The organism is Streptomyces decoyicus (assembly GCF_019880305.1).
Classification (GTDB): Bacteria; Actinomycetota; Actinomycetes; order Streptomycetales; family Streptomycetaceae; genus Streptomyces; species Streptomyces decoyicus.
In genome coordinates this window covers 4,649,616-4,674,571 of sequence record NZ_CP082301.1, presented here as the reverse complement: position 1 = coordinate 4,674,571, position 24,956 = coordinate 4,649,616, and the positions used below count along the sequence as shown (strand labels likewise).

The 24,956-nt window shown below is 72.2% G+C and carries 22 protein-coding genes and 1 pseudogene; 10 read left to right on the top strand and 13 right to left on the bottom strand.

Annotated elements, in window-relative coordinates:
* Positions 1-90: 90 nt before the first annotated feature.
* The 7 genes and pseudogenes from K7C20_RS20570 to ssd all read right to left on the bottom strand — a co-directional run.
* A pseudogene (locus tag K7C20_RS20570) lies at positions 91-282 on the bottom strand (Rv3654c family TadE-like protein); the annotation flags it as partial.
* Between the two features lie 55 nt (positions 283-337).
* Positions 338-751: a TadE family type IV pilus minor pilin gene (locus K7C20_RS20565; protein ID WP_078953033.1), complete on the bottom strand. Its 414-nt coding sequence runs from the start codon at positions 749-751 to the stop codon at positions 338-340.
* Complete coding sequence (locus K7C20_RS20560) at positions 738-944, bottom strand: DUF4244 domain-containing protein (RefSeq protein ID WP_048828486.1); 207 nt, start codon at positions 942-944, stop codon at positions 738-740. The genes K7C20_RS20565 and K7C20_RS20560 overlap by 14 nt, the downstream gene beginning before the upstream one ends.
* 283 nt (positions 945-1,227) lie before the next feature.
* Entirely contained in the window at positions 1,228-2,040 is an 813-nt protein-coding gene (locus K7C20_RS20555) for a type II secretion system F family protein (RefSeq protein WP_167352502.1), read from the bottom strand.
* 43 nt (positions 2,041-2,083) lie between these two features.
* The gene (locus K7C20_RS20550; protein WP_030074873.1) at positions 2,084-2,992 is read right to left on the bottom strand and encodes a type II secretion system F family protein; all 909 of its coding nucleotides are present in this window, start codon (positions 2,990-2,992) and stop codon (positions 2,084-2,086) included.
* Entirely contained in the window at positions 2,989-4,149 is a 1,161-nt protein-coding gene (locus K7C20_RS20545) for a TadA family conjugal transfer-associated ATPase (RefSeq protein ID WP_030074875.1), read from the bottom strand. Before K7C20_RS20545 ends, K7C20_RS20550 begins: the two co-directional genes overlap by 4 nt.
* The gene (gene ssd, locus K7C20_RS20540) at positions 4,146-5,402 is read right to left on the bottom strand and encodes a septum site-determining protein Ssd (RefSeq protein ID WP_030074877.1); all 1,257 of its coding nucleotides are present in this window, start codon (positions 5,400-5,402) and stop codon (positions 4,146-4,148) included. The genes K7C20_RS20545 and ssd overlap by 4 nt, the downstream gene beginning before the upstream one ends.
* A 457-nt stretch (positions 5,403-5,859) precedes the next feature.
* Between ssd and K7C20_RS20535 the strand changes: the two genes are divergently transcribed.
* Positions 5,860-6,765: an HAD family hydrolase gene (locus tag K7C20_RS20535; RefSeq protein WP_053210492.1), complete on the top strand. Its 906-nt coding sequence runs from the start codon at positions 5,860-5,862 to the stop codon at positions 6,763-6,765.
* 366 nt (positions 6,766-7,131) lie between these two features.
* Here K7C20_RS20535 and K7C20_RS20530 read toward each other — a convergent pair whose 3' ends face one another.
* Positions 7,132-8,031, bottom strand: a complete 900-nt coding sequence (locus K7C20_RS20530; RefSeq protein ID WP_209444043.1) for a Fic family protein — start codon at positions 8,029-8,031, stop codon at positions 7,132-7,134.
* 101 nt (positions 8,032-8,132) lie between these two features.
* Here K7C20_RS20530 and K7C20_RS20525 point away from each other — a divergent pair, with 101 nt between their 5' ends.
* From K7C20_RS20525 to K7C20_RS38290, 7 genes are all read left to right on the top strand, one after another.
* Positions 8,133-9,119 carry an ATP-binding protein gene (locus tag K7C20_RS20525; protein ID WP_030074885.1) on the top strand — a complete coding sequence of 329 codons (987 nt, stop codon included), beginning with the start codon at positions 8,133-8,135 and terminating at the stop codon, positions 9,117-9,119.
* 398 nt (positions 9,120-9,517) lie between these two features.
* Positions 9,518-11,854: a SulP family inorganic anion transporter gene (locus tag K7C20_RS20520; RefSeq protein ID WP_053210494.1), complete on the top strand. Its 2,337-nt coding sequence runs from the start codon at positions 9,518-9,520 to the stop codon at positions 11,852-11,854.
* Between the two features lie 197 nt (positions 11,855-12,051).
* Positions 12,052-14,019, top strand: a complete 1,968-nt coding sequence (acs, locus tag K7C20_RS20515) for an acetate--CoA ligase (protein WP_053210495.1) — start codon at positions 12,052-12,054, stop codon at positions 14,017-14,019.
* 321 nt (positions 14,020-14,340) lie between these two features.
* Positions 14,341-15,735, top strand: a complete 1,395-nt coding sequence (gene nhaA, locus K7C20_RS20510; protein WP_030074891.1) for a Na+/H+ antiporter NhaA — start codon at positions 14,341-14,343, stop codon at positions 15,733-15,735.
* Positions 15,736-15,779: 44 nt separating this feature from the next.
* Positions 15,780-16,238 carry a phage holin family protein gene (locus tag K7C20_RS20505; protein ID WP_030074892.1) on the top strand — a complete coding sequence of 153 codons (459 nt, stop codon included), beginning with the start codon at positions 15,780-15,782 and terminating at the stop codon, positions 16,236-16,238.
* Positions 16,235-17,173: an alpha/beta fold hydrolase gene (locus K7C20_RS20500; protein WP_030074893.1), complete on the top strand. Its 939-nt coding sequence runs from the start codon at positions 16,235-16,237 to the stop codon at positions 17,171-17,173. Before K7C20_RS20505 ends, K7C20_RS20500 begins: the two co-directional genes overlap by 4 nt.
* A 244-nt stretch (positions 17,174-17,417) precedes the next feature.
* A complete protein-coding gene (locus K7C20_RS38290; protein WP_078889645.1) occupies positions 17,418-17,615 on the top strand; it encodes a hypothetical protein in 198 nt (65 codons plus the stop codon).
* Positions 17,616-17,731: 116 nt separating this feature from the next.
* On the opposite strand, the gene K7C20_RS20495 is transcribed toward K7C20_RS38290, so the two are convergent.
* Genes K7C20_RS20495 through nth form a run of 3 tightly spaced genes read right to left on the bottom strand, consistent with a single transcriptional unit; the run spans position 17,732 to position 20,974 of the window.
* Complete coding sequence (locus K7C20_RS20495; protein WP_030074894.1) at positions 17,732-18,931, bottom strand: MarP family serine protease; 1,200 nt, start codon at positions 18,929-18,931, stop codon at positions 17,732-17,734.
* Positions 18,932-18,944: 13 nt separating this feature from the next.
* Complete coding sequence (locus K7C20_RS20490; RefSeq protein WP_053210496.1) at positions 18,945-19,685, bottom strand: NUDIX hydrolase; 741 nt, start codon at positions 19,683-19,685, stop codon at positions 18,945-18,947.
* Positions 19,686-19,738: 53 nt separating this feature from the next.
* Positions 19,739-20,974: an endonuclease III gene (gene nth / locus K7C20_RS20485; protein WP_409351314.1), complete on the bottom strand. Its 1,236-nt coding sequence runs from the start codon at positions 20,972-20,974 to the stop codon at positions 19,739-19,741.
* Between the two features lie 251 nt (positions 20,975-21,225).
* On the opposite strand from nth, the gene K7C20_RS20480 reads away from it, so the two are divergent.
* Together K7C20_RS20480 and K7C20_RS20475 are read left to right on the top strand one after the other, a co-directional pair.
* The gene (locus K7C20_RS20480; protein WP_006604164.1) at positions 21,226-21,900 is read left to right on the top strand and encodes a Crp/Fnr family transcriptional regulator; all 675 of its coding nucleotides are present in this window, start codon (positions 21,226-21,228) and stop codon (positions 21,898-21,900) included.
* A gap of 222 nt (positions 21,901-22,122) precedes the next feature.
* Positions 22,123-22,932, top strand: coding sequence for a nucleotidyltransferase family protein (locus K7C20_RS20475; protein ID WP_030074899.1), 810 nt, complete (start codon positions 22,123-22,125; stop codon positions 22,930-22,932).
* A gap of 129 nt (positions 22,933-23,061) precedes the next feature.
* Here K7C20_RS20475 and K7C20_RS20470 read toward each other — a convergent pair whose 3' ends face one another.
* Positions 23,062-23,898: an MBL fold metallo-hydrolase gene (locus K7C20_RS20470; RefSeq protein WP_030074901.1), complete on the bottom strand. Its 837-nt coding sequence runs from the start codon at positions 23,896-23,898 to the stop codon at positions 23,062-23,064.
* Positions 23,895-24,836: an NUDIX hydrolase gene (locus K7C20_RS20465; RefSeq protein WP_030074903.1), complete on the bottom strand. Its 942-nt coding sequence runs from the start codon at positions 24,834-24,836 to the stop codon at positions 23,895-23,897. The genes K7C20_RS20470 and K7C20_RS20465 overlap by 4 nt, the downstream gene beginning before the upstream one ends.
* Positions 24,837-24,956: the final 120 nt, after the last annotated feature.

The window sequence follows — 24,956 nt, the reverse complement described above, 5'->3', positions numbered from 1 at the left end:
CCGGGCCCGCGCCGGGTCGCTGCGCCCCGCCGGCCCGGCACGGGCCCGTACCCGCGAGGTGAACGGGCTGCGGCCCGCTTCGGCCCAGACATCGGCGACCGGCCCGTCCAGCGCACAGCGCACCAGGCGGGTGTGCTGCGCGGCCGCCACCCTGCGGGCCGCCGCACAGGCGCCGGCCGGGCCCTGGAGGGCGTGATCCGCGGCGGCCAGCGCCGCCAGGTCCGCGGCGCCACCCGCCCGGTGCCGTGCCGTGACGGCCTGGCCGGCAGCGATCAGGGCCACGAAGACCGCGCACAGCGCCGCCGCCGCGAAGACCGTCCAGACCGTCGCCGAGCCCTCATCGGCGCACCGTCTCCTCTGCAAGAGCCACCGCCTCCCCTCCGACCTGGACCGTCAGCTGCCCCACACCGGGCAGTTCGGCGTCGACCCGTACGCGCACCAGGTCGCCCTCCCGCGCCAGCGCGACCCGCGCGCCGCGTGGAGCCGCCCCCCGAGCCGCCGAGAGCACCGCCGCCCGCGGTTCCGACCGCGCCGCGGCACGCGCCCCCGCCCGCGCCGCGTCCACACACTCGATACGGGCGCAGACCGCCATCAGCCCCCAGATGAGCGCCGCCACCACCGCCACCAGCACGGGCATGACCACGGCGGCCTCCGCCGTCACAAATCCGGCGTCGCGCGCGCCCCGCGGGGCGCCCCGTGTCCTGGGCCCGGGGGCCCCGGGACACGGGGCCCCACCGTCAGAACTGGACATTGATCGCCCGCTCGAGCACCGACCGGAGCAGCGCCTGCACCGGTCCGCTCGTCACGACCTTGTAGAGCACCGCCGCCAAAGCGCACGCCGCGAGCGTTCCCACGGCGTACTCCGCCGTGGTCATCCCCCGGTCGTCGGCCCCGCGCGCACGCAGCTCCGCCCACCACCGTCGGAACATTCCACCCCGAAACATTGCATCCCCCTTTGTGTGACGTCTGTGTGTGACCTCTGTTGAATTGGCTGTTGAATGGCCTCGAATGAATGGCCACGGACGAATGGCCTCTGGCATGACCGGTGGCGGGTCTCGCTCGGCCACCGGTGATGCGGCCGGCGGGTGGGTGCGTCCACCAGTGGCACAGCCGGTGAGCCGGTCTCCTCCACCAGTGACACAGCCGGTCAGCCGGACTCCTCCGCCTCCTGTGCCCACCCGCCCCGCACCGCTCCTCCCCGGCCCCTCGACTCGCCTCGCCGACCGATCAGTTACGCCCCAGCAGGCCGCCGGCCAGACCGATCAGCACCGGCGCCACTCCGAGCGCCAGGAACGCCGGCAGAAAGCACGCCGACAGCGGCAGGGTGACCAGCACCCCGGCCCGTCGCGCCCGCGCGGTCGCCGCTCGGGCCTGCTCCGCGCGGAGTTCGGCAGCGATCCGGGAGGCCGATTCGACGGCCGGGACCCCGGATATCCCGGCGCGCTCCATACAGCGCGCCAGCCCTTCGGCTCCGGGGAGGGCGGCCAGCCGAGGCCATACGACGGCGGGTTCACCACCCAGACGCAGTTCCGCCGCCACCTGGCGCAGCCGCTCGGCAACCGGTCCGTCGAGCGACCGGCCCACCGCTTCGGCCGCTTCCCTCGGCCCGGCCCCCGCCGCGAGGCAGGCCGCCAGCAGATCACCGGCCGGTGCCAGTTCCGCCCGTACCTCCGCGTCGGCCAACCGCGCCGCCTCCGCGCCCCGTTGGTGCGCCAGCCGACGATGCGCGCCGTATCCCACGGCGAGTCCCGCCAGGACACCTGGCACGCCACCGACGAGGATGACCATGAAGCCGGCCGCTCCCAGGGGCCCGGCCCACTCCATCGCCCGGCCGTTCCGTGGCACACCGTCCGTCGCCGTCGCTGCTCGCCCGCGCCACGGGAGCCGGACGAACGCCCTGGGCCGGGCCCCGCCCGCGTCGTACCGTTCGGCCTTGCCGCCCCAGACCCCCGGGACCCGTCTCCGCACGGCTCGCACGCGACGCGCTTCCCGCACCAGCGCCACCGCGCACAGCACCGCCGCCACGGCCGCAACAGTCATCCCCACCCTGTGGACAACTTCCGCGCTCACACCGATCCCCTCCCTACCCGTCTTCCGCGGCCGCGACGATCCGGACCGTCCAGGCCACCCCGCACCACTCCAGGAGCCCGCCCACCGCCAGGCAGCCCCACCCGGCCGGGGTGTGCAGCAGCACCCGCAGGGGGTCGGCGCCCAGTGCGCCGCCCATCAGGAGCCCGCCCACCGGCAGCAGGGCGAGCATCAGCGCGGTGGCCCGGGGCCCCGCCAACTGGGCCCGTAGCTCGTCGCGTTGGTCCCGTTGGGCCCGGAGCCCGGCCGCGATCCGTTCCAGCCCCGAGGCCAGCCCTGCGCCGCCCTCCACCGCCACCTGCCAGCACGCGGCCATCCCTGTCAGTCCCGCGGCGCCCGGCAGCCGCGCCGCCTCCCGCAGCGCCCGGGCCACGTCCCCTCCGTACCGCGCAGCCGCCACCACCGCCGAGCCGGCCGCTCCCAGACCCGGGGCGCCCGCAGCGAGCAGGGCCTGGGCGGGCTGCCGCCCGGCCCGCAGCTCCCCCGCCACCGCCGCACACAACCCGATCACCGCGGCAGCCCGCCGGTCGCGCGCACGCAGCGCTCCACGGGCGGCCAGCCACCGCCGGACGAGGAGGAGGCCCGCCACGGAGGCGAGCAGCGGGAGTACGGACCCGCCGAGCACCCCCAGCACCAGCCCCGCGGGCAGACACCAGATCTCCCGCCCGACGTCTCCCCAGCGCCCGAAGCTCCAGCGCCGCCCCGCCTCCCCTTCGACCACCCGCCCCGCGCACCACTTCCGCGCCCTCCCGCCCCGCCACCCCACCGCCGGGTCCGCCTCTGTGACGCCGCCGAACAACGCCCGGGCCCGCCGTCGTCCGTCGTCCCGTCGGCCACCGGCCAGCCGGACCGCGGCCGCAGCACAGAGCACCGCCGCCACCAGCGCCACACCGACTGCGCTCATCGGCCCCCACCCCGCTCACACAGCCGAATCAACCGCCCCCAGCCCGGCGCCTCTTGGAAGCCGTCCGGGCCCCAGACGGCAGCCGGCACGGTCACCACGAAGCCGTCACGGTCCCGCTCCAGCACATGGAGCTCGGCGATCCGGCGCCGGCCGGACCGGTCCCGCACGAGATGCAGCACGACCGAGAGCGCGGCCGCCAGCTGGCTGTGCAGCGCGGCGCGATCCAGGCCCGCCGTGGAACCGAGGGCCTCCAGGCGCGCGGGGACATCACATGCGGCGTTGGCATGGACCGTTCCGCAGCCGCCCTCATGCCCCGTATTCAGCGCCGCCAGCAGGTCCGTGACCTCGGCGCCGCGCACCTCCCCGACCACCAGCCGGTCCGGCCGCATCCGCAGCGCCTGCCGTACGAGGTCCCGTAGCGTCACCCGGCCAACGCCCTCCTGGTTGGCGGGCCGGGTCTCCAGCCGCACCACATGGGGGTGGTCCGGGCGCAGCTCCGCCGAGTCCTCGGCCAGGACGATCCGCTCGGCCGGGCCGACCAGTCCGAGCAGGGTGCTGAGCAAGGTCGTCTTGCCGGAGCCCGTACCTCCGCTGATCAGGAAGGAGAGCCGGGCCGCCAGCAGCGCCCGGAGCAGCCGGTCGCCGCCCGGCGGGACCGTGCCGGCCGCCACCAGCTCCCCGAGGCCGAAGGCCCGCGGCCGCAGCACCCGTAACGACAGACAGGTCCCGGCGACCGCCACCGGGGGCAGCACCGCATGCAGCCGCGTGCCGTCCGGAAGCCGGGCGTCCACCCAGGGCCGGGCATCGTCCAGCCGCCGGCCGGCCACCGCCGCCAGCCGCTGGGCAAGTCTGCGCACCTCGGCCGCGTCCCGGAAGCGGACTTCGGTACGTTCCAGCCCGCCGCCGCGGTCCACCCAGACCTCGTCCGGCGCGGTGACCAGGACGTCCGTGACATCGGGCGCGGCCAGTAGCGGTTCCAGCGGGCCGCTGCCCACCATCTCCGACCGCAACGAGGCCACCACACCCAGCACTTCGGCATCCCCCAGGAGCCGCCCCTGCTCGCGCAGTGCCACCGCCACCCGGGCCGGCGTGGGCTCCGCCCCGGCCTCGGCGAGCCGCCTGCGCACCACCTCCAGCAAGTCCTGGCCCTGGCTCATGACCGGCCTCCCTTCCGCACGGCCGCACGAGGAGCCAGGGAACCGGCCGCCGGCCACGGCACCGCGCCGCCGCTCGGTCCGGCCCCCGGTCGCGGCCCACCGCCCGGAGCCGGCCCCGGCCGCGCAGCGGATCCCGGCCCGCCGCCCTCGCTCCCGCAGTCCGCCACCCGCCCCCAGAACCTCGCGCAGAACCGCGCCAGCGGCCCGCGCACCTGCGCCCCCGGCGGCACGCCACGCGCGAGATCCGCCACCAGCCCCGCCTCCCACGGCACTTCCCCGGCCAAGGGCAGCTCCATGAGGCGGGCGATATCGTCCGGCGGCAGTCCGTGCCCATGGCGTCCGGGAGCCCCGCGCGCGACCACCCGCAGATCGCCGAGCACCTTCTGCACCCCGGAGGCCACCCGCTGGGCCGCGGCGACCGCGCGCAGTTCCGTGGGGACGATCAGCAGGCCCATGTCCACCTGCGCCAGAGCCTCCGCCACCGCCTCGTCGACCCTGCGCGGAAGGTCCACCACCACGACGCCGCCACGCCGGCGCGCCGCGGCCAGCACCGCGCGCATGGCCGGGGGCGGGATGGTGACGTCGGAGCCCCGGTCCCAGCTGAGGACCCGCAGCGAGTGCAGCCGCGGCAGCGACTCCGCCAGGGCACCGCAGGCCACCCGGCCGCGCGACTCGGCGAAGGCGGGCCAGCGCAGGCCCTTTTCCTTCTCCCCGCCCAGCAGGACGTCCAGCCCACCGCCCAGTGGATCTCCGTCGACGAGCAGGGTGCGCCGTCCCGTACGGGCCGCGGTGACGGCCAGCGCGCCGGCCAGGGTGCTGGCTCCGGCGCCCCCGCGACCGCCGATGACGCCGACCGTCAGGGCCGGGGGTCCGACGCCCTCGATCGCGTCGGCGATCCGGTCGGTCAGCCAGCGCTCGCCGTCGGGAAGGGCGAGGACGCTCTCGGCCCCGAGGGCGACGGCTTGGCGCCAGAGCTCGGGGTCGTCCGCGTCCCCGCCCGTGAGGATGACGCCCGGCCGCCGTCCGGCGCCGCGCAACCGGGGCGCGCAGTCGTCGCCGACGATCACCAGGGGCGGTGCTTCCCAGTCCCCCTTACGGGCCGGCAGGCCGTGCGCCACTTCGGGCAGCGCACCGGCCGCCGCACACAACCGCAGAAGATCGTCGAGGAGCCGTTCGTCCTCGGTGATGATCAGCGGCCCGCCCGGCTCTTCGCTGGTTCGGACCGCCCGTTCCGATGGCGTGGTTTCGGCCACGTTCTGTCCCCCTGTCGCTGCACAACTCGCTCCTCCGCGAACTCGCGGACTTTCACCGTGCAGCGATCGGGGAAATCTTGTGGATCTTGAACCAAAATTGTGGACAACGCCGTGGCTGTGAATATCCCTGTCACCTATTCCAGCGACGAAGGGCACCTTCCGGGGCTCAAGAGAGTCTTCCTCAGAGCAGCGCGACAACTACGGTGCGTAAGGGGATGCGTGCAGCGCGGGCCGGGGCGCCGCAGCGGCAAGGAGTGGAGTGGATCAGCGTCCGGCGGCGGAAAATGCATCCGGACATGCGACGACCCCCGCCGGGGGGGAGAGCGGGGGTCGTCCCCACGGCCGACTCGGGGGGGGAGGAGCCGGACCGGGTTAGCACGGTCGCGAACGATCCGTGACTTCCATGGTGTACCCGAGAGCCTTCTCAGGCAAACCCACGCGCCAGACCTTACGCCGAATGGTGGGCGCCTATGCTCGCCCCGTGGAAAACCACTCCGTGCCTCACTCGACTCCCCGTACTGCCGCGTTCTTCGACTTGGACAAGACTGTCATTGCAAAGTCGAGCACGCTGACCTTCAGCAAGTCGTTCTACCAAGGCGGCCTGATCAATCGGCGGGCCGTACTGCGCACTGCATACGCCCAGTTCGTGTTCCTGGCGGGCGGCGCCGACCACGATCAGATGGAGCGTATGCGGGAATATCTCTCCTCCCTGTGCCGCGGCTGGGACGTGGCACAGGTGCGGGAGATCGTCGCCGAGACGCTGCACGATCTGATCGACCCCATCATTTACGACGAGGCGGCCTCGCTCATCGAGGAGCATCACGCCGCGGGGCGGGACGTCGTCATCGTCTCCACTTCGGGCGCCGAGGTCGTCGAACCGATCGGTGAACTCCTCGGCGCGGACCGGGTGGTGGCCACCCGTATGGTCGTCGGCGAGGACGGCCGTTTCACCGGCGAGGTGGAGTATTACGCCTACGGCCCGACCAAGGCGGAGGCCGTCCGGGAGCTCGCCGTCTCCGAGGGATACGACCTCGAGCGCTGCTATGCGTACAGCGATTCGGCGACCGACGTCCCGATGCTCTCGGCGGTCGGTCACCCTTACGCGGTCAATCCGGACCGGGCGCTGCGCCGCGAGGCGGTCGCACGTGGTTGGCCGGTTCTCTCCTTCAATCGTCCGGTACCGCTCAAGCAGCGGCTCCCCGCACTGTCGATGCCCTCGCGTCCGGCGCTCGCCGTCATGGCCGCGGCGGGTGCGGCCATGGCCACCGCGACGCTGGTCTGGTACGCGAGCCGGCGGAAAACCACAAAGCCACATCTTGGCCTTATTGGCCGGAGCACTCGCGCCCGTAATGCCCGCGTTTGAAGTCAAACGTAAAGATCTGCAGCGTGGGGTTCCGCTTGCCCCGCCCGAGTAGTACAAAGGCCTTAACGGCCCGCGAGACCAAGGACATCCGAGAGGAACACCTTTAACGCAGGAAGTGGCCCACGGACCGATGCATGAATGCCAAGCACCCACGCGACGTCGACCCGTCGATTGCGGGCCAGCCGCACCAGGTAACCGGACGAAGATTCCGACCTGATGGGCACATATTCGAGCACGCATGGTAACTCGGCGGACATGCCAGCGGCGGTACCACTCATTGGTACCGCCGCAACCCTGTTCAGGGCCGAATGAAGCAATGTTTCAGGGATTCATGAAAACTCCCGAAGCTTTCGCCTCGGCTTCTTCTTATGCCGCACCGCGCTGGAGCGCCTCACAGACCGCAGTGCTCTCCCGTACGCCGAGTTCCACCGCGCGGCCGCAGTGCGCGATCCACGCCGCGACGCCCTCCGGGGTGCCCGAGACATAGCCTTCCAGCGCCGCGACATAGGCCGCGCGCCCCAGTTCGGCGTGCCCGACCTCGGCGGGGCAGATCGACTTCGGGTCCAGTCCGCTGCCGACCAGCACGATCCGCTCCGCGGCCCGCGCGACCAGCCCGTTGCAGGTGGCGAACGGCCGCAGGGCGAGCAGTTCGCCATGCACCACCGCCGCGGTCACCAGGGCCGGCGCCTCGGTGCCGGCGAGCAGCAGCCGCGACAGCCCGTCCAGCCGCCCGGCAACCTCGTCGGCATCCGGCAGCGCGAGCTCGATGAGCGGTTCGTCCACCGGCTCGCCGGCCAGCCGGGGCCGCCCCACCGTCTCGTCCGCCGGCTCCCCCGGCTGCCGCCCCTCGGCCTCCTCGGAACTACGGCCTCCTCCTGATGCCGCCACCAGATGGAGGCGTGCCAGCACCCGCAGTGGCGACTGCCGCCACACGCTGAGCAGCTGCCCGGCCTCGGCTGTCAGCCGCAGGGCCGCGCCGACCGTCCGCGGTTCGCCCTCGACACCGAAGTCGGTGCGGCGCCGGACCTCTTCGAGCGCCCAGTCGGCCCCCGATAGAGCCGCGGAACCGCGCGCTCCGCGCAGCGCCGCCTCGGAGGTCACCTCGTTGCTGCGGCGCCGCATGACCCGGTGCCCGTAGACCCGGTCGACGCCCTTGCGTACGGAGTCCACGGAGTCGGCGACCCCCGGGAGCGAGGCCAGGGTCACGAGCGGGTCGTCGCTCGCTTTGGGGGGTGCGGGGGACATCCCCCGGGAGTTTCCAGCCATGGGTACGACCCTACGCACCACCGGGGCCGACCCCTCGAAGGAGTGGTCTTCCTCACGCAGGGCTCTCACTCAGAGCCATCGGACACTTACCCTTGGTGAACATGAAGATCGCTTTCGTAGGCAAGGGCGGCAGCGGCAAGACCACCCTGTCCTCCCTGTTCATCCGGCATCTCGCCACGGCCCGGCTCCCCGTGATCGCCGTGGATGCCGACATCAACCAGCATCTGGGCGCCGCCCTCGGCCTCGGCGAGACCGCGGCCGCCGCGCTCCCCGCGATGGGTGCCCAGCTCCCATTGATCAAGGACTATCTGCGCGGCAGCAATCCACGGATCCCGTCCTCCGAATCAATGATCAAGACCACCCCGCCCGGCGAGGGCTCGCGGCTGCTGCGGGTCGGCGAGGACAACCCCGTCTACGACGCCTGCGCCAGGTCGGTGGACCTCGACGACTCCGCCGTGCGGCTGATGGCGACCGGGCCGTTCACCGAGTCCGATCTGGGCGTGGCCTGCTACCACTCCAAGGTCGGCGCGGTGGAACTGTGCCTGAACCACCTCGTGGACGGTCGCGAGGAGTATGTCGTCGTCGATATGACGGCCGGCTCCGACTCCTTCGCCTCCGGGATGTTCACCCGCTTCGACATGACGTTCCTGGTCGCCGAGCCGACCCGTAAGGGCGTCGCCGTCTACCGCCAGTACAAGGAGTACGCACGGGACTTCGGCGTCCCCCTGAAGGTCGTGGGCAACAAGGTGCAGGGCACCGAGGACCTGGCGTTCCTGCGCGACGAGGTGGGCGACGATCTGCTGGTGACCGTCGGCCACTCCGACTGGGTGCGCGCCATGGAGAAGGGCCGCCCGACCCCCTTCGCCTGCCTGGAGGAGGCCAACCGCCGCGCCCTGGAGACGCTGCACCACACGGCCGACGCCGCGTACGGGCGCCGCGACTGGGAGCGCTATACGCGCCAGATGGTGCACTTCCACCTGAAGAACGCGGAGAGCTGGGGCAATGCGAAGACCGGCGTCGACCTGGCGGCCCAGGTCGACCCCTCGTTCGTGCTCTCCGAGGGGACGGCGGCCCCACAGCCCGCTTGACCTGCCGGGCGGCGCGGGCGGGCCCGGAGAGGCGCTGGAGAGGCAAGCCGCCCAGCGGCCCTCCGGCGCCCGGCCCGGCCCCTCATTCCTGCCGCCTGTGCGCTCCTTCGAGCGATGAACCGGAATGCCCGCACCCAGGACTTCCCGCCCCGAGAAGAGGCATCAAAACCACAAGCCAAAAGCCATAGCATTCATCCGATAAGGGGAAGGATGACGGCATATGACCGAAAAGACTTCTCCTGCCCTTTACCTGTCATTACGATCCATTTACCGATGCTTGAGAGTCACCGGACCTTCGCTCCACAGCGACAGCCGCCGGCCGGCTCACGTCCCGCCGCAATACACCGCCGCCCCACGATCGCGCCCCGCGCGACCGCGTCGCCCCGGAGGAGACGGGAATGCCGCAGATCGAGAAGACGCCGCCGCAGCCGCCGCCCACACCGCACCACACCGAGACCCCTCCCCCTTCCCGTCCGCCCTCCGGGCCCGGCCCCCGTACGAAGAAGACCGGCCGGGCGGCCTTCCGCCGGGACCTCTCCGCCTCGGCCGTCGTCTTCCTGCTCGCCGTTCCGCTGTCGCTGGGCATCGCCCTGGCCACCGGCGCCCCGCTGCAGGCCGGCCTGATCGCCGCGGTCGTCGGCGGTCTCGTCGCCGGTCTGCTCGGCGGCGCACCGCTCCAGGTGAGCGGCGCGGCAACCGGCCTCCTGGTGGTCACCGCCGACCTGGTCCAGCGCTACGGCTGGCGCGCCACCTGCGCCATCACGGTCCTGGCCGGTCTCCTCCAACTCGCCCTGGGCGCACTGCGGGTGGCCCGTGCGACGCTGGCGGTGAGCCCGGCGATCGTGCACGGCATGCTGGCCGGCATCGGGGTCACCATCGCCCTCGGGCAGCTCCATGTGGTGCTCGGCGGCAGCCCCGACAGCTCTGCGATCGCCAACGCCACCGCGCTGCCCGGCCAGTTGGCGCATCCGCACGCCGCCGCGCTGCTGATCGGCGCGGTCACCGTCGCCGTGCTCATCGGCTGGGGACGGCTGCCGGGCCGCGCCGGACGATGGGCGCGGATGCTGCCGGCCCCGCTGGCCGCCGTGCTCGCCGCGACGGCCGTCAGTACGGGGACAGCGGTGGCGCGCGTGGAGCTGCCCTCCTGGCGGCTGCCCGAGCTGCCCGCGCTGCCGGACGCCTCCCTTCCGGCGCTCGCCGCCGCGGTGCTGACCGTCACCCTCGTCGCCAGTATGGAGTCGCTGCTGTCGGCGGTGGCCGTGGACCGGCTGGCGGCCGAGCGGCCGGGCACCCCCACCGGGCGTGCGCGGCTCAACCGCGAGCTGGCCGGCCAGGGCACGGCCAATGTCGTCTCCGGGCTGCTGGGCGGGCTGCCGATCTCCGGGGGCGCGATGCGCGGCTCGGCCAATGTGCGGGCCGGCGCGGTCACCCGCCGGGCCACGGTGCTGCACGGCGTATGGGTGCTGCTGTGCGCCGGGCTGCTGGCAGCGGCGCTGGAGCTGATCCCGCTGGCGGCGCTCGCCGCGCTGGTCATGGCCGTCGGCGTACGGATGGTGAGCTTCGCGCACATCCGGCACGTACAGCAGCACCGCGAATTCCCGGTGTACGCCGCCACCTTGGGCGGCGTCGTCCTCTTCGGCGTACTCCAGGGCGTGGGGACGGGCATCGCGATCGCGGTCTTCCTGGCGCTGCGCCGGCTGACCCACACCCGGATCACGGTGACCGAGGAGGCCGGGAGACACCGGGTGCGCGTCAGCGGCCAGTTGACGTTTCTGGCGGTACCGCGGCTGACCCGGGCGCTGGCGCAGGTGCCCGCCCATACGGACGTCGTCGTCGAGCTGTGCGGCTCGTTCATGGATCATGCCGCCTACGAGGCACTTCAGTCCTGGTCCACCGCCCATCAGGCGCACGGCGGCTGGGTGACCCTCGGCGGCCGTTCGGGCCGGCCGATCGCCGAGCCGGCCAGCGCACACTCCTGCCGGCCGTGGACGCCGTGGCGCAACCACCACTGCACCCGGCCCGGCCCCGACCGGGCAGCGGACCCGGAGAGCAGCGGAAGCCAACTGCTGGGCGGGGTCAGCGCGTTCCAGCGCCATACGGCCCCGCTCGTGCGCGAGGAGCTGGCCCGGCTGGCGCGCGAGGGCCAGCGGCCCACTCAGCTGTTTCTGACCTGCGCCGACTCCCGGCTGGTCACGAGCATGATCACATCCAGTGGGCCGGGCGATCTGTTCACCGTGCGCAATGTCGGCAACCTGATGCCACCGCCCGGCTCGGACGCCTCCTGCGACTCGGTGGGGGCAGCGATCGAGTACGCCGTGGAGGTGCTGCGGGTCGGTTCGATCACGGTGTGCGGCCATTCGGGGTGCGGTGCCATGGCGGCGCTGCTCGGCTCCGCCGCGCCCGAAGAGGCCGAGCCGACCCCGCTCACCCGCTGGCTGCGGCACGGCCGTCCGAGCCTGGCCCGTATGCAGCGCATCGGACGGCTGGGGCGGGGCGAAGTCGCGCTGAGCGGACGGCCGGTGAGCGACGACCAGGAGCGGCTGGCGCTCGTCAACGTCATGCAACAGCTCGACCACCTCAGGGCGCACGCCTGTGTGGCACGCCGGGTGGCCGAGGGCGCGCTCACGCTGCACGGCATGTATTTCCATGTCGGCGAGGCTCAGGCATACGTGCTCGACGAGACCAACGGGCGGTTCTGCGCGGTCCGCGGCGAGCCGGCGCCGGTGACCGGCTGACCTGCGCGAAGACATCTCCACGCCCCTGGAACGGACCGCGGCGGGACAGGTCTACACCAATATTTTTCCACAGCGCTTGTCAGGGCCAGGCGTGGGCTGATGAGCTATGACCTGGGGACACATCGGCCACCCCTGGGAATGGGAGATGTTGTGAGCAACGAAAGCCTGGCCAACCTGCTCAAGGAGGAGACGGAAGCATGAGCGAGCACTCTTCCCTCTCCAACCTGCTCAAGGAGGAACGGCGGTTCGCGCCGCCCGCCGATCTGGCCGCGCATGCCAACGTCACGGCCGCCGCGTACGAACAGGCCGCGGCGGACCGGCTGGGCTTCTGGGCGGAGCAGGCCGGACGTCTGTCGTGGGAGACCGCACCCACTCAGACCCTCGACTGGTCCAACGCACCCTTCGCGAAGTGGTTCGCCGACGGCAAGCTCAACGTCGCCTACAACTGCGTGGACCGGCATGTGGAGAACGGCCTCGGCGACCGCGTCGCCATCCACTTCGAGGGCGAGCCGGGTGACACCCGCGCGATCACGTACGCCGAACTCCAGCGTGAGGTCTCCAAGGCCGCCCATGCGCTGATCGAGCTGGGCGTGCAGACGGGCGACCGGGTCGCCATCTACATGCCGATGATCCCGGAGACGGTCATCGCCATGCTGGCCTGCGCGCGCCTGGGCGCCCCGCACTCCGTCGTCTTCGGCGGCTTCTCCGCGGACGCGCTGGCCACCCGCATCAACGACGCCGACGCCCGCGTGGTGATCACCGCCGACGGCGGCTACCGCCGTGGCAAGCCGTCCGCCCTCAAGCCCGCCGTCGACGAGGCGCTGACCAAGCCCGGCACGGAGAACGTCCGCAGCGTCCTGGTCGTACGCCGCACCGGCCAGGAGGACGTCGCCTGGCACGAGGGCCGCGACGTGTGGTGGCACGAGATCGTCGAGCGGCAGAGCGACCAGCACACGCCCGAGGCCTTCGACGCCGAGCACCCGCTGTTCATCCTCTACACCTCCGGCACGACGGGTAAGCCCAAGGGCATCCTGCACACCACCGGCGGCTACCTCACCCAGGTGTCGTACACCCACCACGCCGTCTTCGACCTCAAGCCGGAGACCGACGTCTACTGGTGCACCGCCGACGTCGGCTGGGTGACGGGCCACTCGTACATCACCTACGGCCCGCTCTCCAACGGCGCGACGGAGGTGCTCTACGAAGGCACGCCCGACACCCCGCACCAGGGCCGCTGGTGGGAGATCGTGCAGAAGTACGGCGTGACGGTCCTCTACACCGCGCCGACCGCGATCCGCGCCTGCATGAAGTGGGGCGACGACATCCCGGCGAAGTTCGACCTGTCGTCGCTGCGCATCCTCGGGTCGGTGGGCGAGCCGATCAACCCCGAGGCATGGATGTGGTACCGCAAGCACATCGGGGCCGACGCGACGCCGATCGTCGACACGTGGTGGCAGACCGAGACCGGCGCGATGATGCTCAGCCCGCTGCCGGGCGTCACGGCCACCAAGCCCGGCTCCGCCCAGTTGGCACTGCCCGGTATCGCCGCGACCGTCGTGGACGACGATGCCCGCGAGGTCCCCGACGGCGCCGGCGGCTACCTCGTGCTGACCGAGCCCTGGCCGTCCATGCTCCGCACGATCTGGGGCGACGACCAGCGCTACCTCGACACGTACTGGTCGCGCTTCGAGGGCAAGTACTTCGCCGGCGACGGCGCCAAGAAGGACGACGACGGCGACATCTGGCTGCTCGGCCGGGTGGACGACGTGATGCTGGTGTCCGGCCACAACATCTCCACGACCGAGGTCGAGTCGGCGCTGGTCTCGCACCCCAAGGTGGCCGAGGCCGCGGTCGTCGGCGCCACCGACCCGCAGACCACCCAGGCCATCTGCGCCTTTGTCATCCTGCGCGGCGGTGCGGCGGAGGACGAGGGCCTGGTCGAGGAGCTGCGCGCCCATGTCGCCCAGCAGCTCGGCCCGATCGCCAAGCCCAAGCGGATCCTGCCGGTCGCGGAGCTGCCCAAGACCCGCTCCGGAAAGATCATGCGCCGGCTGCTGCGCGATGTCGCCGAGAACCGCGACCTCGGTGATGTCAGCACCCTCACCGATTCCTCGGTCATGGACCTGATCCAGACAAAGCTGCCGAGCGCGGCCAGCGAGGACTGAGCGAGCACGGAGGGCAGAAGGGGCACCCGGCCGACCCGGCCGGGTGCCCCTTCCGTCGTCTCCGCCGGTTCGCGGCCCCGGTCGGCGGCCCGGCTCTGTGCAGCGCACCCGGCCCCTCTCCCGCGCCCCGCGGCGGCCCGTCCTCCAGCGGCCCGACGCCCGAATTGCCCGTAAAGTGAGGCCACCGGATAGCCGCTTGCACCCGCCCGGTAAAGTGGGAGCCGCGTCAATGACACGCCAAGAAACTCAGGGTGCGCCGGGAAGTCTGGTCGGCAACTGCAACAGCCGTACGCAGCTACCGAGAGGCCCGGAGGTCACCGCGTGAGCGCCCCCACCAACCGTCGTTCCCCCTTCCTGGGGCGGATGCCGCTGCCCGAGCGGAACTTCATCGCGGACGCACTGCGTGCCGAAACCGTCGGCGGTGTCCTTCTGCTCGCCGCCGCCGTAGCGGCCCTGATCTGGGCCAACACCCTCGGCGAGAGCTACGAAGCGGTCCGCGGCTTCCACCTGGGACCGGCCGCACTGGGCCTGGACCTGTCCCTCCAGCACTGGGCCGCCAACGGACTGCTCGCGCTCTTCTTCTTCGTCGCCGGCATCGAGCTCAAGCGCGAACTGGTGGCCGGCGAGCTGCGCGACCCGAAGGCCGCGGCGCTCCCCGTGATCGCCGCGCTCTGCGGGATGGCGATGCCGGCGGCCGTCTACGTCGCAGTGAACGGCATCGGCGGCGGCTCCCTCCAGGGCTGGGCGGTCCCCACCGCCACCGATATCGCCTTCGCGCTCGCCGTACTCGCCGTGATCGGCACCTCCCTGCCCGCCGCGCTGCGCGCCTTCCTGCTCACGCTCGCCGTCGTCGACGACCTCTTCGCGATCCTGATCATCGCGATCTTCTTCACCTCGAAGATCAACTTTCTGGCGCTCGGCCTCGCCGTCGCCGGCCTGGTGGTCTTCTACCTGCTGCTGCGCAAGGGCGTACGGGGCTGGTACGTCTACGTCCCGCTCGCCCTGGTCATCTGGGGCCTGATGGAGAACAGCGGGGTGCACGCCACCATCGCCGGCGTCGCCATGGGCCTGATGCTGCGCTGCACCCGGCGCGACGGCGAGACGCAGTCCCCGGGCGAACACATCGAGCATCTGGTCCGCCCGCTCTCGGCCGGCCTCGCCGTCCCGCTGTTCGCCCTCTTCTCCGCGGGCGTGTCCATATCCGGCGGCGCGGTCCATGACGTCTTCACCCGGCCGGAGACCCTGGGGGTCGTACTCGGCCTGGTGGTGGGCAAGGCGCTCGGCATCTTCGGCGGCACCTGGCTCACCGCCCGCTTCACCCGGGCCGAGCTCAACCCCGACCTCAAGTGGCCGGATGTCTTCGCCCTCGCCTCCCTGGCCGGCATCGGCTTCACCGTCTCCCTGCTCATCGGCGAACTCGCCTTCTCCGAGAACCCGGTACTGACCGACGAGATCAAGGCGGCGGTGCTCATCGGCTCGCTGCTGGCGGCCGTCCTCGCCGGCATCCTCCTCAAGCTCCGCAACACCAAGTACAAGAAGCTGTGCGAGGACGAGGAGCGGGACGAGGACCAGGACGGCATCCCCGACATCTACGAACTCGACAAGCCGGAGTACCACCTGCGGATGGCGGCGATCCACGAAGCCAAGGCCGCCGAGCACCGGCGGCTTGCCGAAGTGGCCTCCGGCACGCATGCCGGAGACGATGGTCCGGCATGATCTGAGAGGCTTTGCATCCGGGTGAAGAGATGAGGGAGACGGCGATGAGCGCAGTGCACGACGGCACGGACCGCAGCCTCGGACAGCTGGTGGCCACGGCCACGGCGGAAATGTCCGCGCTGGTGCACGACGAGATCGCGCTGGCCAAGGCGGAGTTCCGCCAGGACGCCAAGCGGGCGGGCATCGGCAGTGCCGCGTTCATGGTCGCGGGCGCACTGGCACTGTTCGCGCTGCCGGTGCTGAGCTTCGCGGCGGCGTACGGCATCCACAACCTCGGCCTCGGCCTCGCCTGGTCCTTCCTGATCGTCGGCGGCGCCTTCCTGGTCCTGGCCGGGCTGCTGGCCCTCCTCGCGATGGTCAAGGTCAAGAAGATCAAAAAGCCGGAGAAGTCCATCAACTCCGCCAAGCAGACCGCGGCCGTCCTCCAGAAGGCCAAGCCGCACCCGCGCCTGGAGCCGGTGGAGCACCCCGTGCTGGAGTCTGTGACACGCTCATCGGTATGACAGCCCCTGACAGCACCGCTTCGGTCGTGCGGCTCGACGTCCCCGGCGGGAAAGCGGTGTCGCACCGCGACGTCGCGGCCAACGGCGCCCGCTTCCACATCGCGGAGATGGGCGACGGCCCGCTGGTGCTGCTCCTGCACGGCTTTCCGCAGTTCTGGTGGACCTGGCGGCACCAGCTCCCGGCCCTGGCCGAGGCAGGCTTTCGCGCGGTGGCAATGGATCTGCGGGGCGTCGGCGGCAGCGACCGCACCCCCCGTGGCTACGACCCGGCGAATCTCGCCCTGGACGTCACCGGCGTCATACGGTCCCTGGGTGAGCCGGACGCCGCGCTCGTCGGGCACGACCTGGGCGGCTATCTCGCCTGGACGGCGGCGGTGATGCGGCCCAAGCTGGTGCGCCGGCTGGCCGTGTGCTCGATGCCGCACCCGCGGCGCTGGCGCTCGGCGATGCTCGCCGACGTCCGGCAGAGCGCCCAGAGTTCGCACATCTGGAACTTCCAGCGTCCCTGGCTGCCCGAGCGCCGGCTGACGGCGGACGACGCGGCGCTGGTGGGCCGGATGATCCGCGAGTGGTCCGGGCCCCGGCCGCCCGAGGACGAGGCGATCGCGGTCTACCGGCGGGCGATGAGCATCCCCTCGACGGCGCACTGCTCCATCGAGCCGTACCGCTGGATGGTGCGCTCGATGGCGCGCCCCGACGGTCTCCAGTTCAACCGCCGGATGAAGATGCCCGTCCGGGTCCCGACCCTGCATCTGCACGGCTCACTCGACCCGGTGATGCGCACCCGCAGCGCGGCCGGCTCCGGCGAGTACGTCGAGGCGCCGTACCGCTGGCGGCTGTTCGACGGCCTGGGGCACTTCCCGCACGAGGAGGACCCGGCGGCGTTCTCCACGGAACTGATCAACTGGCTCAAGGACCCGGAACCGGATCGCTGACGAGCTGCAACGGGAGCGCGGCCCAGGGGCAACACGGTCCCCTGGGCCGACCGTTGAGGGCACTGGACGCAGCCCATGGGGGTCTGCCCGCGCACCGCTGAGCGGGCGGACCGGACCGCTCAGCGACGAACCCCCACGGGGAGATCGAACGCTCGTATGACGAACAGCCACTTGCCTCGCGCATAGGCCAATTGGCGGTCCCCGACGCGGTTACGGACCTTGGGCCACGGGCAGAGTCGAGGGTATGGGCTGGACGCACGACTACCGTGACGTGGCACGCAACCGCCGCAACAGTGCTGTTGCAGTGGGTACTCAGGACAGGGGAGCCCCGGACCTCGGGTCCGGCCAATCCCCCGATCCGGCGCACCCCATGGGCATTCCCCTCATCCTGCGCCGCAGAGCGCGCTGGATGAGCGCACGGCTACGCCATCCCCGTACCTGAACCCCACGCCGCTGCCGTCGGGGCGCGGGAAGCTCGTCTCCCCGCGCCTGACGCGCCCCGCGGCACGTGTCCGGCCGTGAGCACCGGACACGCCCCGGGGACCGCGCGGACAGGTCCTAGATCGCGCAGCCCTGGCTGCCGACCTGTTGCTGGGCCGTACGTCCCTTGAGGACGTCCTGGCGGACCTCGTCGGCGGTCAGCGCATAGCCGGTGTTGGAGTCGTCGAGCGACTTCGCGAAGACGACGCCGTAGACCTTGCCCTGCGGGGTGAGCAACGGGCCGCCGGAGTTGCCCTGCCGGACCGTGGCGTAGAGGGAGTAGACATCGCGGCGGACCGTGCCGCGGTGGTAGATGTCCGGGCCGTTGGCCTGGATGCGGCCGCGGATACGGGCGGAGCGCACGTCATAGCCGCCGTTCTCCGGGAAGCCGGCGACGATGGCGCTGTTGCCGCTGTTCGCGTCCCCGTTGGCGAACTGGAGCGCCGGCGCTTCCAGTGAGGGCACTTCCAGGACCGCGATATCGCGCTGCCAGTCGTAGATCACGACCTTGGCGTCGTACGTACGGCCCTCGCCGCCCACCTGGACGGTCGGCTCGCGCACACCGCCGACGACGTGGGCGTTGGTCATCACGCGGTGCCGGCCGAAAACGAAGCCGCTGCCTTCGAGGACCTTGCCGCAGCCGGGGGCGGTGCCGACGACCTTGACGATGCTGCGCCTGGCCTGCGCCGCCGCCGGGCTGGTGGCCAGCCGGGGGTCGGGGGCCGGCACATTGTTGATCGGCTCGTTGGAGAACGGCGTGAAGACCTGCGGGAAGCCGTTCTGCGCGAGGACGGAGGAGAAGTCGGCGAACCAGGTGCCGGCCTGCTGGGGCATCACCCGGGATACGCCGAGCAGCACCTTGGAGTTACGGACCTCCTTGCCGAGCGTCGGCAGGGACGTCCCGGCCAGCGCCGAGCCGATCAGCCAGGCGACCAGCAGCATCGCCAGGACGTTGACCAGCGCGCCGCCGGTCGCGTCCAGCGCTCTCGCCGGTGACCAGGTGATGTGGCGGCGCAGTTTGTTGCCCAGATGGGTGGTGAGCGCCTGGCCCACGGAGGCGCACACGATCACGATGGCCACCGCCGCGATGGCCGCGAAGGTGCCGGGTGTCGCGTCTCCGGTGATCTCGTTCCAGATCACGGGCAGCAGATAGACCGCGACCAGGCCGCCCCCGAGGAAGCCGATCACGGACAGGATGCCGACGACAAAGCCTTGCCGATAGCCGATGATCGCGAACCACACGGCCGCGACCAGCAGCAAGATGTCCAGGACGTTCACGCCGGACACCGTCTCACGAGCGCCAGTCCAGCGGGACCGCCTTGTCACGGTCCCACGGAATCTCCCAGCCGGCGTAATGCAGGAGCCGGTCGATAACTCCGGCCGTAAACCCCCATACCAGGGCGTTCTCGACAAGGAAGGCGGGCCCGGTGTGGCCACTGGGGTGACGCGTGGTCACGCGATGGGCCGGGTCCGTGAGATCTGCCACGGGAACCGTGAAGACCCGGGCGGTCTCCGCCTGGTCGACCGCGCCGACCGGGCTCGGCCGACGCCACCACCCCAGAACCGGTGTCACCACGAAGCCGCTGACGGGGATGTAGAGCCGCGGCAGCACGCCGAAGACCTGCACACCGGACGGATCGAGACCGGTCTCCTCCTCGGCCTCGCGCAGCGCCGCCCGCACCGGACCGGGCCCGTCCGGATCGCCGTCCTCCGGGTCGAGGGCGCCACCGGGGAACGAGGGCTGGCCGGCATGCGAACGCAGGGTGCCCGCGCGCTCCATCAGGAGCAGCTCCGGGCCGCGGGGGCCATGGCCGAAGAGGATCAGCACCGCGGACTGCCGGCCGCCGCTCTCCGGCGGCAGAAAGCGGCTGAGCTGGCGCGGCTCGATCGTGGCGGCGGCGCGGGCCACCGGGGACAGCCACTCGGGCAGCCCCTCGGCCGTGACCGTGGCATCCCGGCCGGAGGCCGCCCCGGAGGCCGCCCCGCGGACGTCCGCCTCCTCGCCATACCGCTGCTCCCGTGCACTCCTCATACGCGCCCCCTCAGGCCTGGCGTCGATCGTCGGTCAGCTCTGGACGGCGGCCGTCATGAAGCGGCCGCCGCGGGCGCCATCGGGGGAGCGGGCTGCCCCGGATAGTCGGCCGGCGGCTTCAGCCGCTGACCCGGCTGGCCGCCCAGCTCGTACTTCAGCAGCTTCTTCGCCTTCTCCGGGTCCGTCTCGCCCTCGCCGTACGCGGGGCACAGCGGGGCGATGGGGCACGCTCCACAGGCGGGCTTGCGGGAGTGGCAGACACGGCGGCCGTGGAAGACCACACGGTGCGAGAGCATCGTCCACTCGCTCTTGGGGAAGATCTCGGCGACATCCGCCTCGACCTTCTCGGCGTCCTCCGCGGTGGTCCAGCCGAAGCGGCGGGCGAGGCGGCCGAAGTGGGTGTCGACGGTGATGCCCGGAACGCCGAAGGCGTTGCCCAGCACCACGTTGGCGGTCTTGCGGCCGACCCCGGGGAGGCTGACGAGATCCTCCAGACGGCCCGGCACCTCACCGCCGAAGCGGTCGCGCAGCGCGGCCGACAGACCGAGCAGCGACTTCGTCTTCGCCCGGAAGAAGCCGGTCGGCCGGATCAGCTCTTCCAGCTGCTCCGGATCCATCGCGGCCATGTCCTCGGGCGTCGGGCAGACCGCGAAGAGACGCGGGGTGGTCTGGTTGACCCTCAGGTCGGTGGTCTGCGCGGACAGGACCGTCGCGACCAGCAGCTCGAAGGGGTTGGTGAAGTCCAGCTCGGGATGGGCGTACGGATACAGCTCGGCCAGCTCGTGGTTGATCCGGCGGGCCCGCCGGACCATGGCGGCGCGCGACTCGGGCTGGCGCGCGGGGGCCTTCTTGGCAGAGGCCTTCGCGGTGGCCGTCTTGGCGGTCGTCTTCTTCGCCGTCGTCTTCTTGGCTGTCGCCTTCTTGGCGGTGGCGGTCTTCTTGGCGGCCGGCTTCTTGGCGGGGGCCTGTTCAGCGGCCGCAGGGGCCTTCTTCGTGGTGGCCTTCGCGGTCACCTGCTGGGCGACGGCCTTCTGCGCGGTGGCCTTCTTCGCTGCGGCCTTCGTGGCCGCCGCCGGCTTCTCTGGAGTTTCGTTCACGGCGGCCTTCTTCCCTGCCGAGGTCCTGCCTACCGAGGTCTTCTTCACGGAGGTCTGCGCGGTGGTGTCCTGCGCCGCCGGTCGCGACGCGCCGGGCTTGCGGACGGCCGGCTTCCGGCCGGACGTCACCCCGGAGGGCGATTTGTTACTTTTATCGGAATTCGATGCGCGGCCGGACCACTGTTCGCCCACAGCGGAATCACGCCCTGCACTCACTCGTTCGGCCCCCCACTCCTCTGCTCTCACCGGCGTATTGGACACTCGGCCAGACTAAGGCCAGCCACTGACATCCGGCTTGATCACTGTGATTCCTGACCCCAATCGGCCCCCTGCCTTACGGCTCGCGGCACCGGTCCGGCAAACTTGTGATTGATCGCACTGTTTTGCATTCCGGCATGATGGGGACCACAGTCCCCCGGAGCATGTCGACAAGGAGAGATCTCGTGGACGACGTTCTGCGGCGCGCACCGCTCTTCGCGGCGCTCGATGACGAGCAGGCGGCCGAGCTGCGCGCCTCAATGGGAGAGGTCACGCTCGCCCGCGGCGACGCCCTGTTCCACGAAGGGGACCCCGGCGACCGCCTGTACGTGGTCACCGAGGGCAAGGTGAAGCTGCACCGCACTTCCCCGGACGGCCGGGAGAACATGCTCGCCGTCCTCGGCCCCGGCGAGCTGATCGGTGAGCTCTCGCTCTTCGACCCGGGCCCGCGTACGGCCACCGCTTCCGCCCTCACCGAGGTCAAGCTCCTCGGCCTGGGCCACGGCGACCTTCAGCCCTGGCTGAACGCCCGCCCGGAGGTGGCCACGGCCCTGCTGCGCGCAGTCGCCCGCCGGCTGCGCAAGACCAACGACCAGATGTCCGACCTGGTCTTCTCGGACGTGCCGGGCCGTGTGGCCCGCGCCCTGCTCGACCTGTCGCGCCGCTTCGGCGTGCAGTCCGAGGAGGGCATCCACGTCGTCCACGACCTGACGCAGGAGGAGCTGGCGCAGCTGGTCGGTGCCTCGCGCGAGACGGTCAACAAGGCGCTCGCGGACTTCGCGGGCCGCGGCTGGCTGCGCCTGGAGGCGCGCGCCGTGATCCTGCTGGACGTGGAGCGGCTGGCCAAGCGCTCGCGCTGATCCGGCCCGTACACAGCCTGGCAAGGGCCCCGCTCCGGCGGGGCCCTTCGTCATGGTCCCGTCGGCCGCTTCGCCATGGAGCCACGGGACCATTGGATCGCCCTCCGAGCGGGAGCACCGGCTCGCCCCGTAAGCGGGATCACTGGCTCCCCGGTAACCGGGCCCACTGGCTCCCCCGTAATCAGGTCGCACCACCGCCGGCCCCCTCGCCATAGTGGCGCCATGACCAACGGGACGGGGCTGGACCGGGACGGCTGCTTCGTGCGGGAAGGATCCCTGGGCCGCGTCTCCGCGCCGTTCGCGCCCGTCGTGGCGGAGCTCGGCGCCCGGATCCGCGAGCGCTTCGGCCCCGACCGCCTGCACAGCAGCTATCTCTTCGGCAGCATCCCGCGCGGCACCGCCGTCCCCGGAGCCTCCGACCTCGACGCGCTGCTCGCCCTGCGGGACGAGCCCACCGACGCCGACCGCGCCGCCGTCCGCGCCGTCGAGCAGGGCCTGGATGCCGCCTTCCCGCAGATCGACGGCGTGGGGATCCTGCTGTTCGGCGTGGACCGCCTGCGCAGCGAGCGGGAGCGGTACGACCACGGCTGGTTCGTCGCCTGTCTGTGCACCCCGCTCAGCGGCCCGGATCTCGCCGCCGGCCTGCCCCGCTACCGCCCCACGTCGCTCCTCGCCCGCGAGACCAACGGCGACCTGATCCACAGCCTGCCCGGTCTGCGCGAGAAGGCCGCGGCCGCCACCACGGAAGCCGAGCGCATCCGGCTGACCCGGGGTGTGGCGCGCCGGCTCGTACGCACCGGCTTGACCCTGGTCATGCCGCGCTGGGGCGGCTGGACGAGTGATCTCGCCGAGTCCGCGGAGGTGTTCGGGCGCTACTACCCGGCGTACGCCGAGCAGATGTGCGTCGCGGCGCGCGCCGCCCGGACGCCCGCCGCGTACCCGAAGCTGCTGGACGAGCTGCTCACCGGCCTCGCCCCCTGGCTGGCCGCCGAGTACCTGGCCGTCCACGGGGCGAAGGCGCCCCGGCCGTAGGCGAGCTGACGGCGCCTCTCGGCCGACGGAGCACCGGGGCTTGTCCGTCAGGCCCGGCCGGCCGGTATCCGCCGCCAGCTCGCCGCCGGTCTCCGCCATCGGCCTCGCGGACAGCCCGCCGCCAGCCCCTCAGCTCTCGATCAGCCCGTGCTCGCCCAGGTAGTCCAGCTGCGCCCGCACCGAGAGCTCGGCGGCCGGCCACAAGGAACGGTCGACATCGGCGTACACACTGGCGACGACCTCGGCGGGCGTGCGGTGGCCGGCCTCGACCGCGGTCTCCACCTGGGCGAGCCGGTGCGCCCGGTGCGCCAGATAGAACTCCACCGCCCCTTGGGCGTCGTTCAGCACCGGCCCGTGGCCCGGCAGGACCGTCGCCACCCCGTCGTCGACGGTGAGGGACCGCAGCCGGCGCAGCGAGTCCAGGTAGTCGCCCAGCCGCCCGTCGGGGTGGGCGACGACGGTGGTGCCGCGCCCCAGGATCGTGTCGCCCGTGAGCACCGCGCGGTCGGCCGGGAGGTGGAAGGAGAGCGAGTCCCCGGTGTGGCCCGGGGTGGGCACCACGCGCAGTTCCAGGCCTCCGGTGGTGATGACCTCGCCCGCGTCGAGTCCCTCGTCGCCCAGGCGCAGTGCCGGGTCCAGCGCGCGTACGGCCGAACCGGTCAGCTCGGCGAAGCGGGCGGCGCCGTCGGAGTGGTCCGGGTGACCGTGGGTCAGCAGGGTCAGCGCGATGCGCTTGCCGGCCCGCTCGGCGGTGTCGATGACGGCTCGGAGGTGGCTCTCGTCGAGCGGCCCGGGGTCGATGACGACGGCGAGATCGGAGTCCGGCTCGGCGACGATCCAGGTGTTGGTGCCGTCCAGCGTCATCGGCGACGGGTTCGGGGCCAGAACACACCAGGCGCGCGCGGTGGCGGGCCCCGAGATCACTCCGCCACGGGGCTGACCGGGGAGGGCGGATGCTTCGGTCATGCGGGGGTCCCTCCCGAGGGGCTGGGGCGGTCCGAGGAGCCGCCGGCGTCCCCGGGAGCACCGGTGGCGGCGTCGGTCTGCGCGATGTGCTTGGTGAACTCGTCGTGCCCCGGCCAGCTCAGCTCGATCTCGTCGCCCACGAGGCGGGCCTGCGCCAGCACCGGCGTCAGGTTCTGGGCCTCCGCCGCCGCCAGCGTGTCCTCGACCGTGGCGTACGGCTGGAGCGAGCGGAGCGTGGCGATGGTCGGCGGCATCATCAGCAGCTCGCCGCGGTCGTAGCCGGCGGCCGCCTCCTCCGGACGGATCCATGCCGTACGGTCCGCCTCCGTGGAAGCGTTCCGGGTGCGCTGGCCCTCGGGGAGCGCCGCCACGAAGAACCAGGTGTCGTAGCGCCGTGGCTCGAACTCCGGGGTGACCCAGCGGGCCCAGGCACCGAGCAGATCGGAGCGCAGGACGAGCCCGCGACGGCCCAGGAAGTCGGCGAAGGACAGCTCATGGGCGACGAGGGCGGCGCGGTCGGCCTCCCAGTCCTCGCCGGTGGTGTCCGTGACGACCGTGTCGGCCGAGGCGCCCGCGAGCAGCACGCCCGCCTCCTCGAACGTCTCGCGGACCGCCGCGCAGATGATGGTCTGGGCGGTGGCCGGGTCGACGCCCATACGGACCGCCCACTGGGCACGCGACGGGCCGGCCCAGGCCACCGGGCGCTCGTCGCGCGGATCGACGGAGCCGCCCGGATAGGCGTACGCACCCCCGGCAAAGGCCATGGAGGTGCGTCTGCGCAGCATGTGGACGGCGGGGCCGCCGGAAGCGGAGTCCCGCAGCAGCAGGACGGTGGCGGCCCGCCGGGGCTCGGGAGGGGTCAGCTCGCCGTTCGCGAGCGCCCGGATGCGGTCCGGCCATTCGGGCGGGTACCACTGGCCATTGGTCGTGGACGACATGGCCGGATGCTATGCGCTCACGCGCGGATGTTCGAGGGTGTCTTGCGCGCCGGAGGGCCCCTGCTGACGAGGGGCCCCCGGGCGCACGGCACACACCCCGGGCTTCAGCGCCCTGACGGG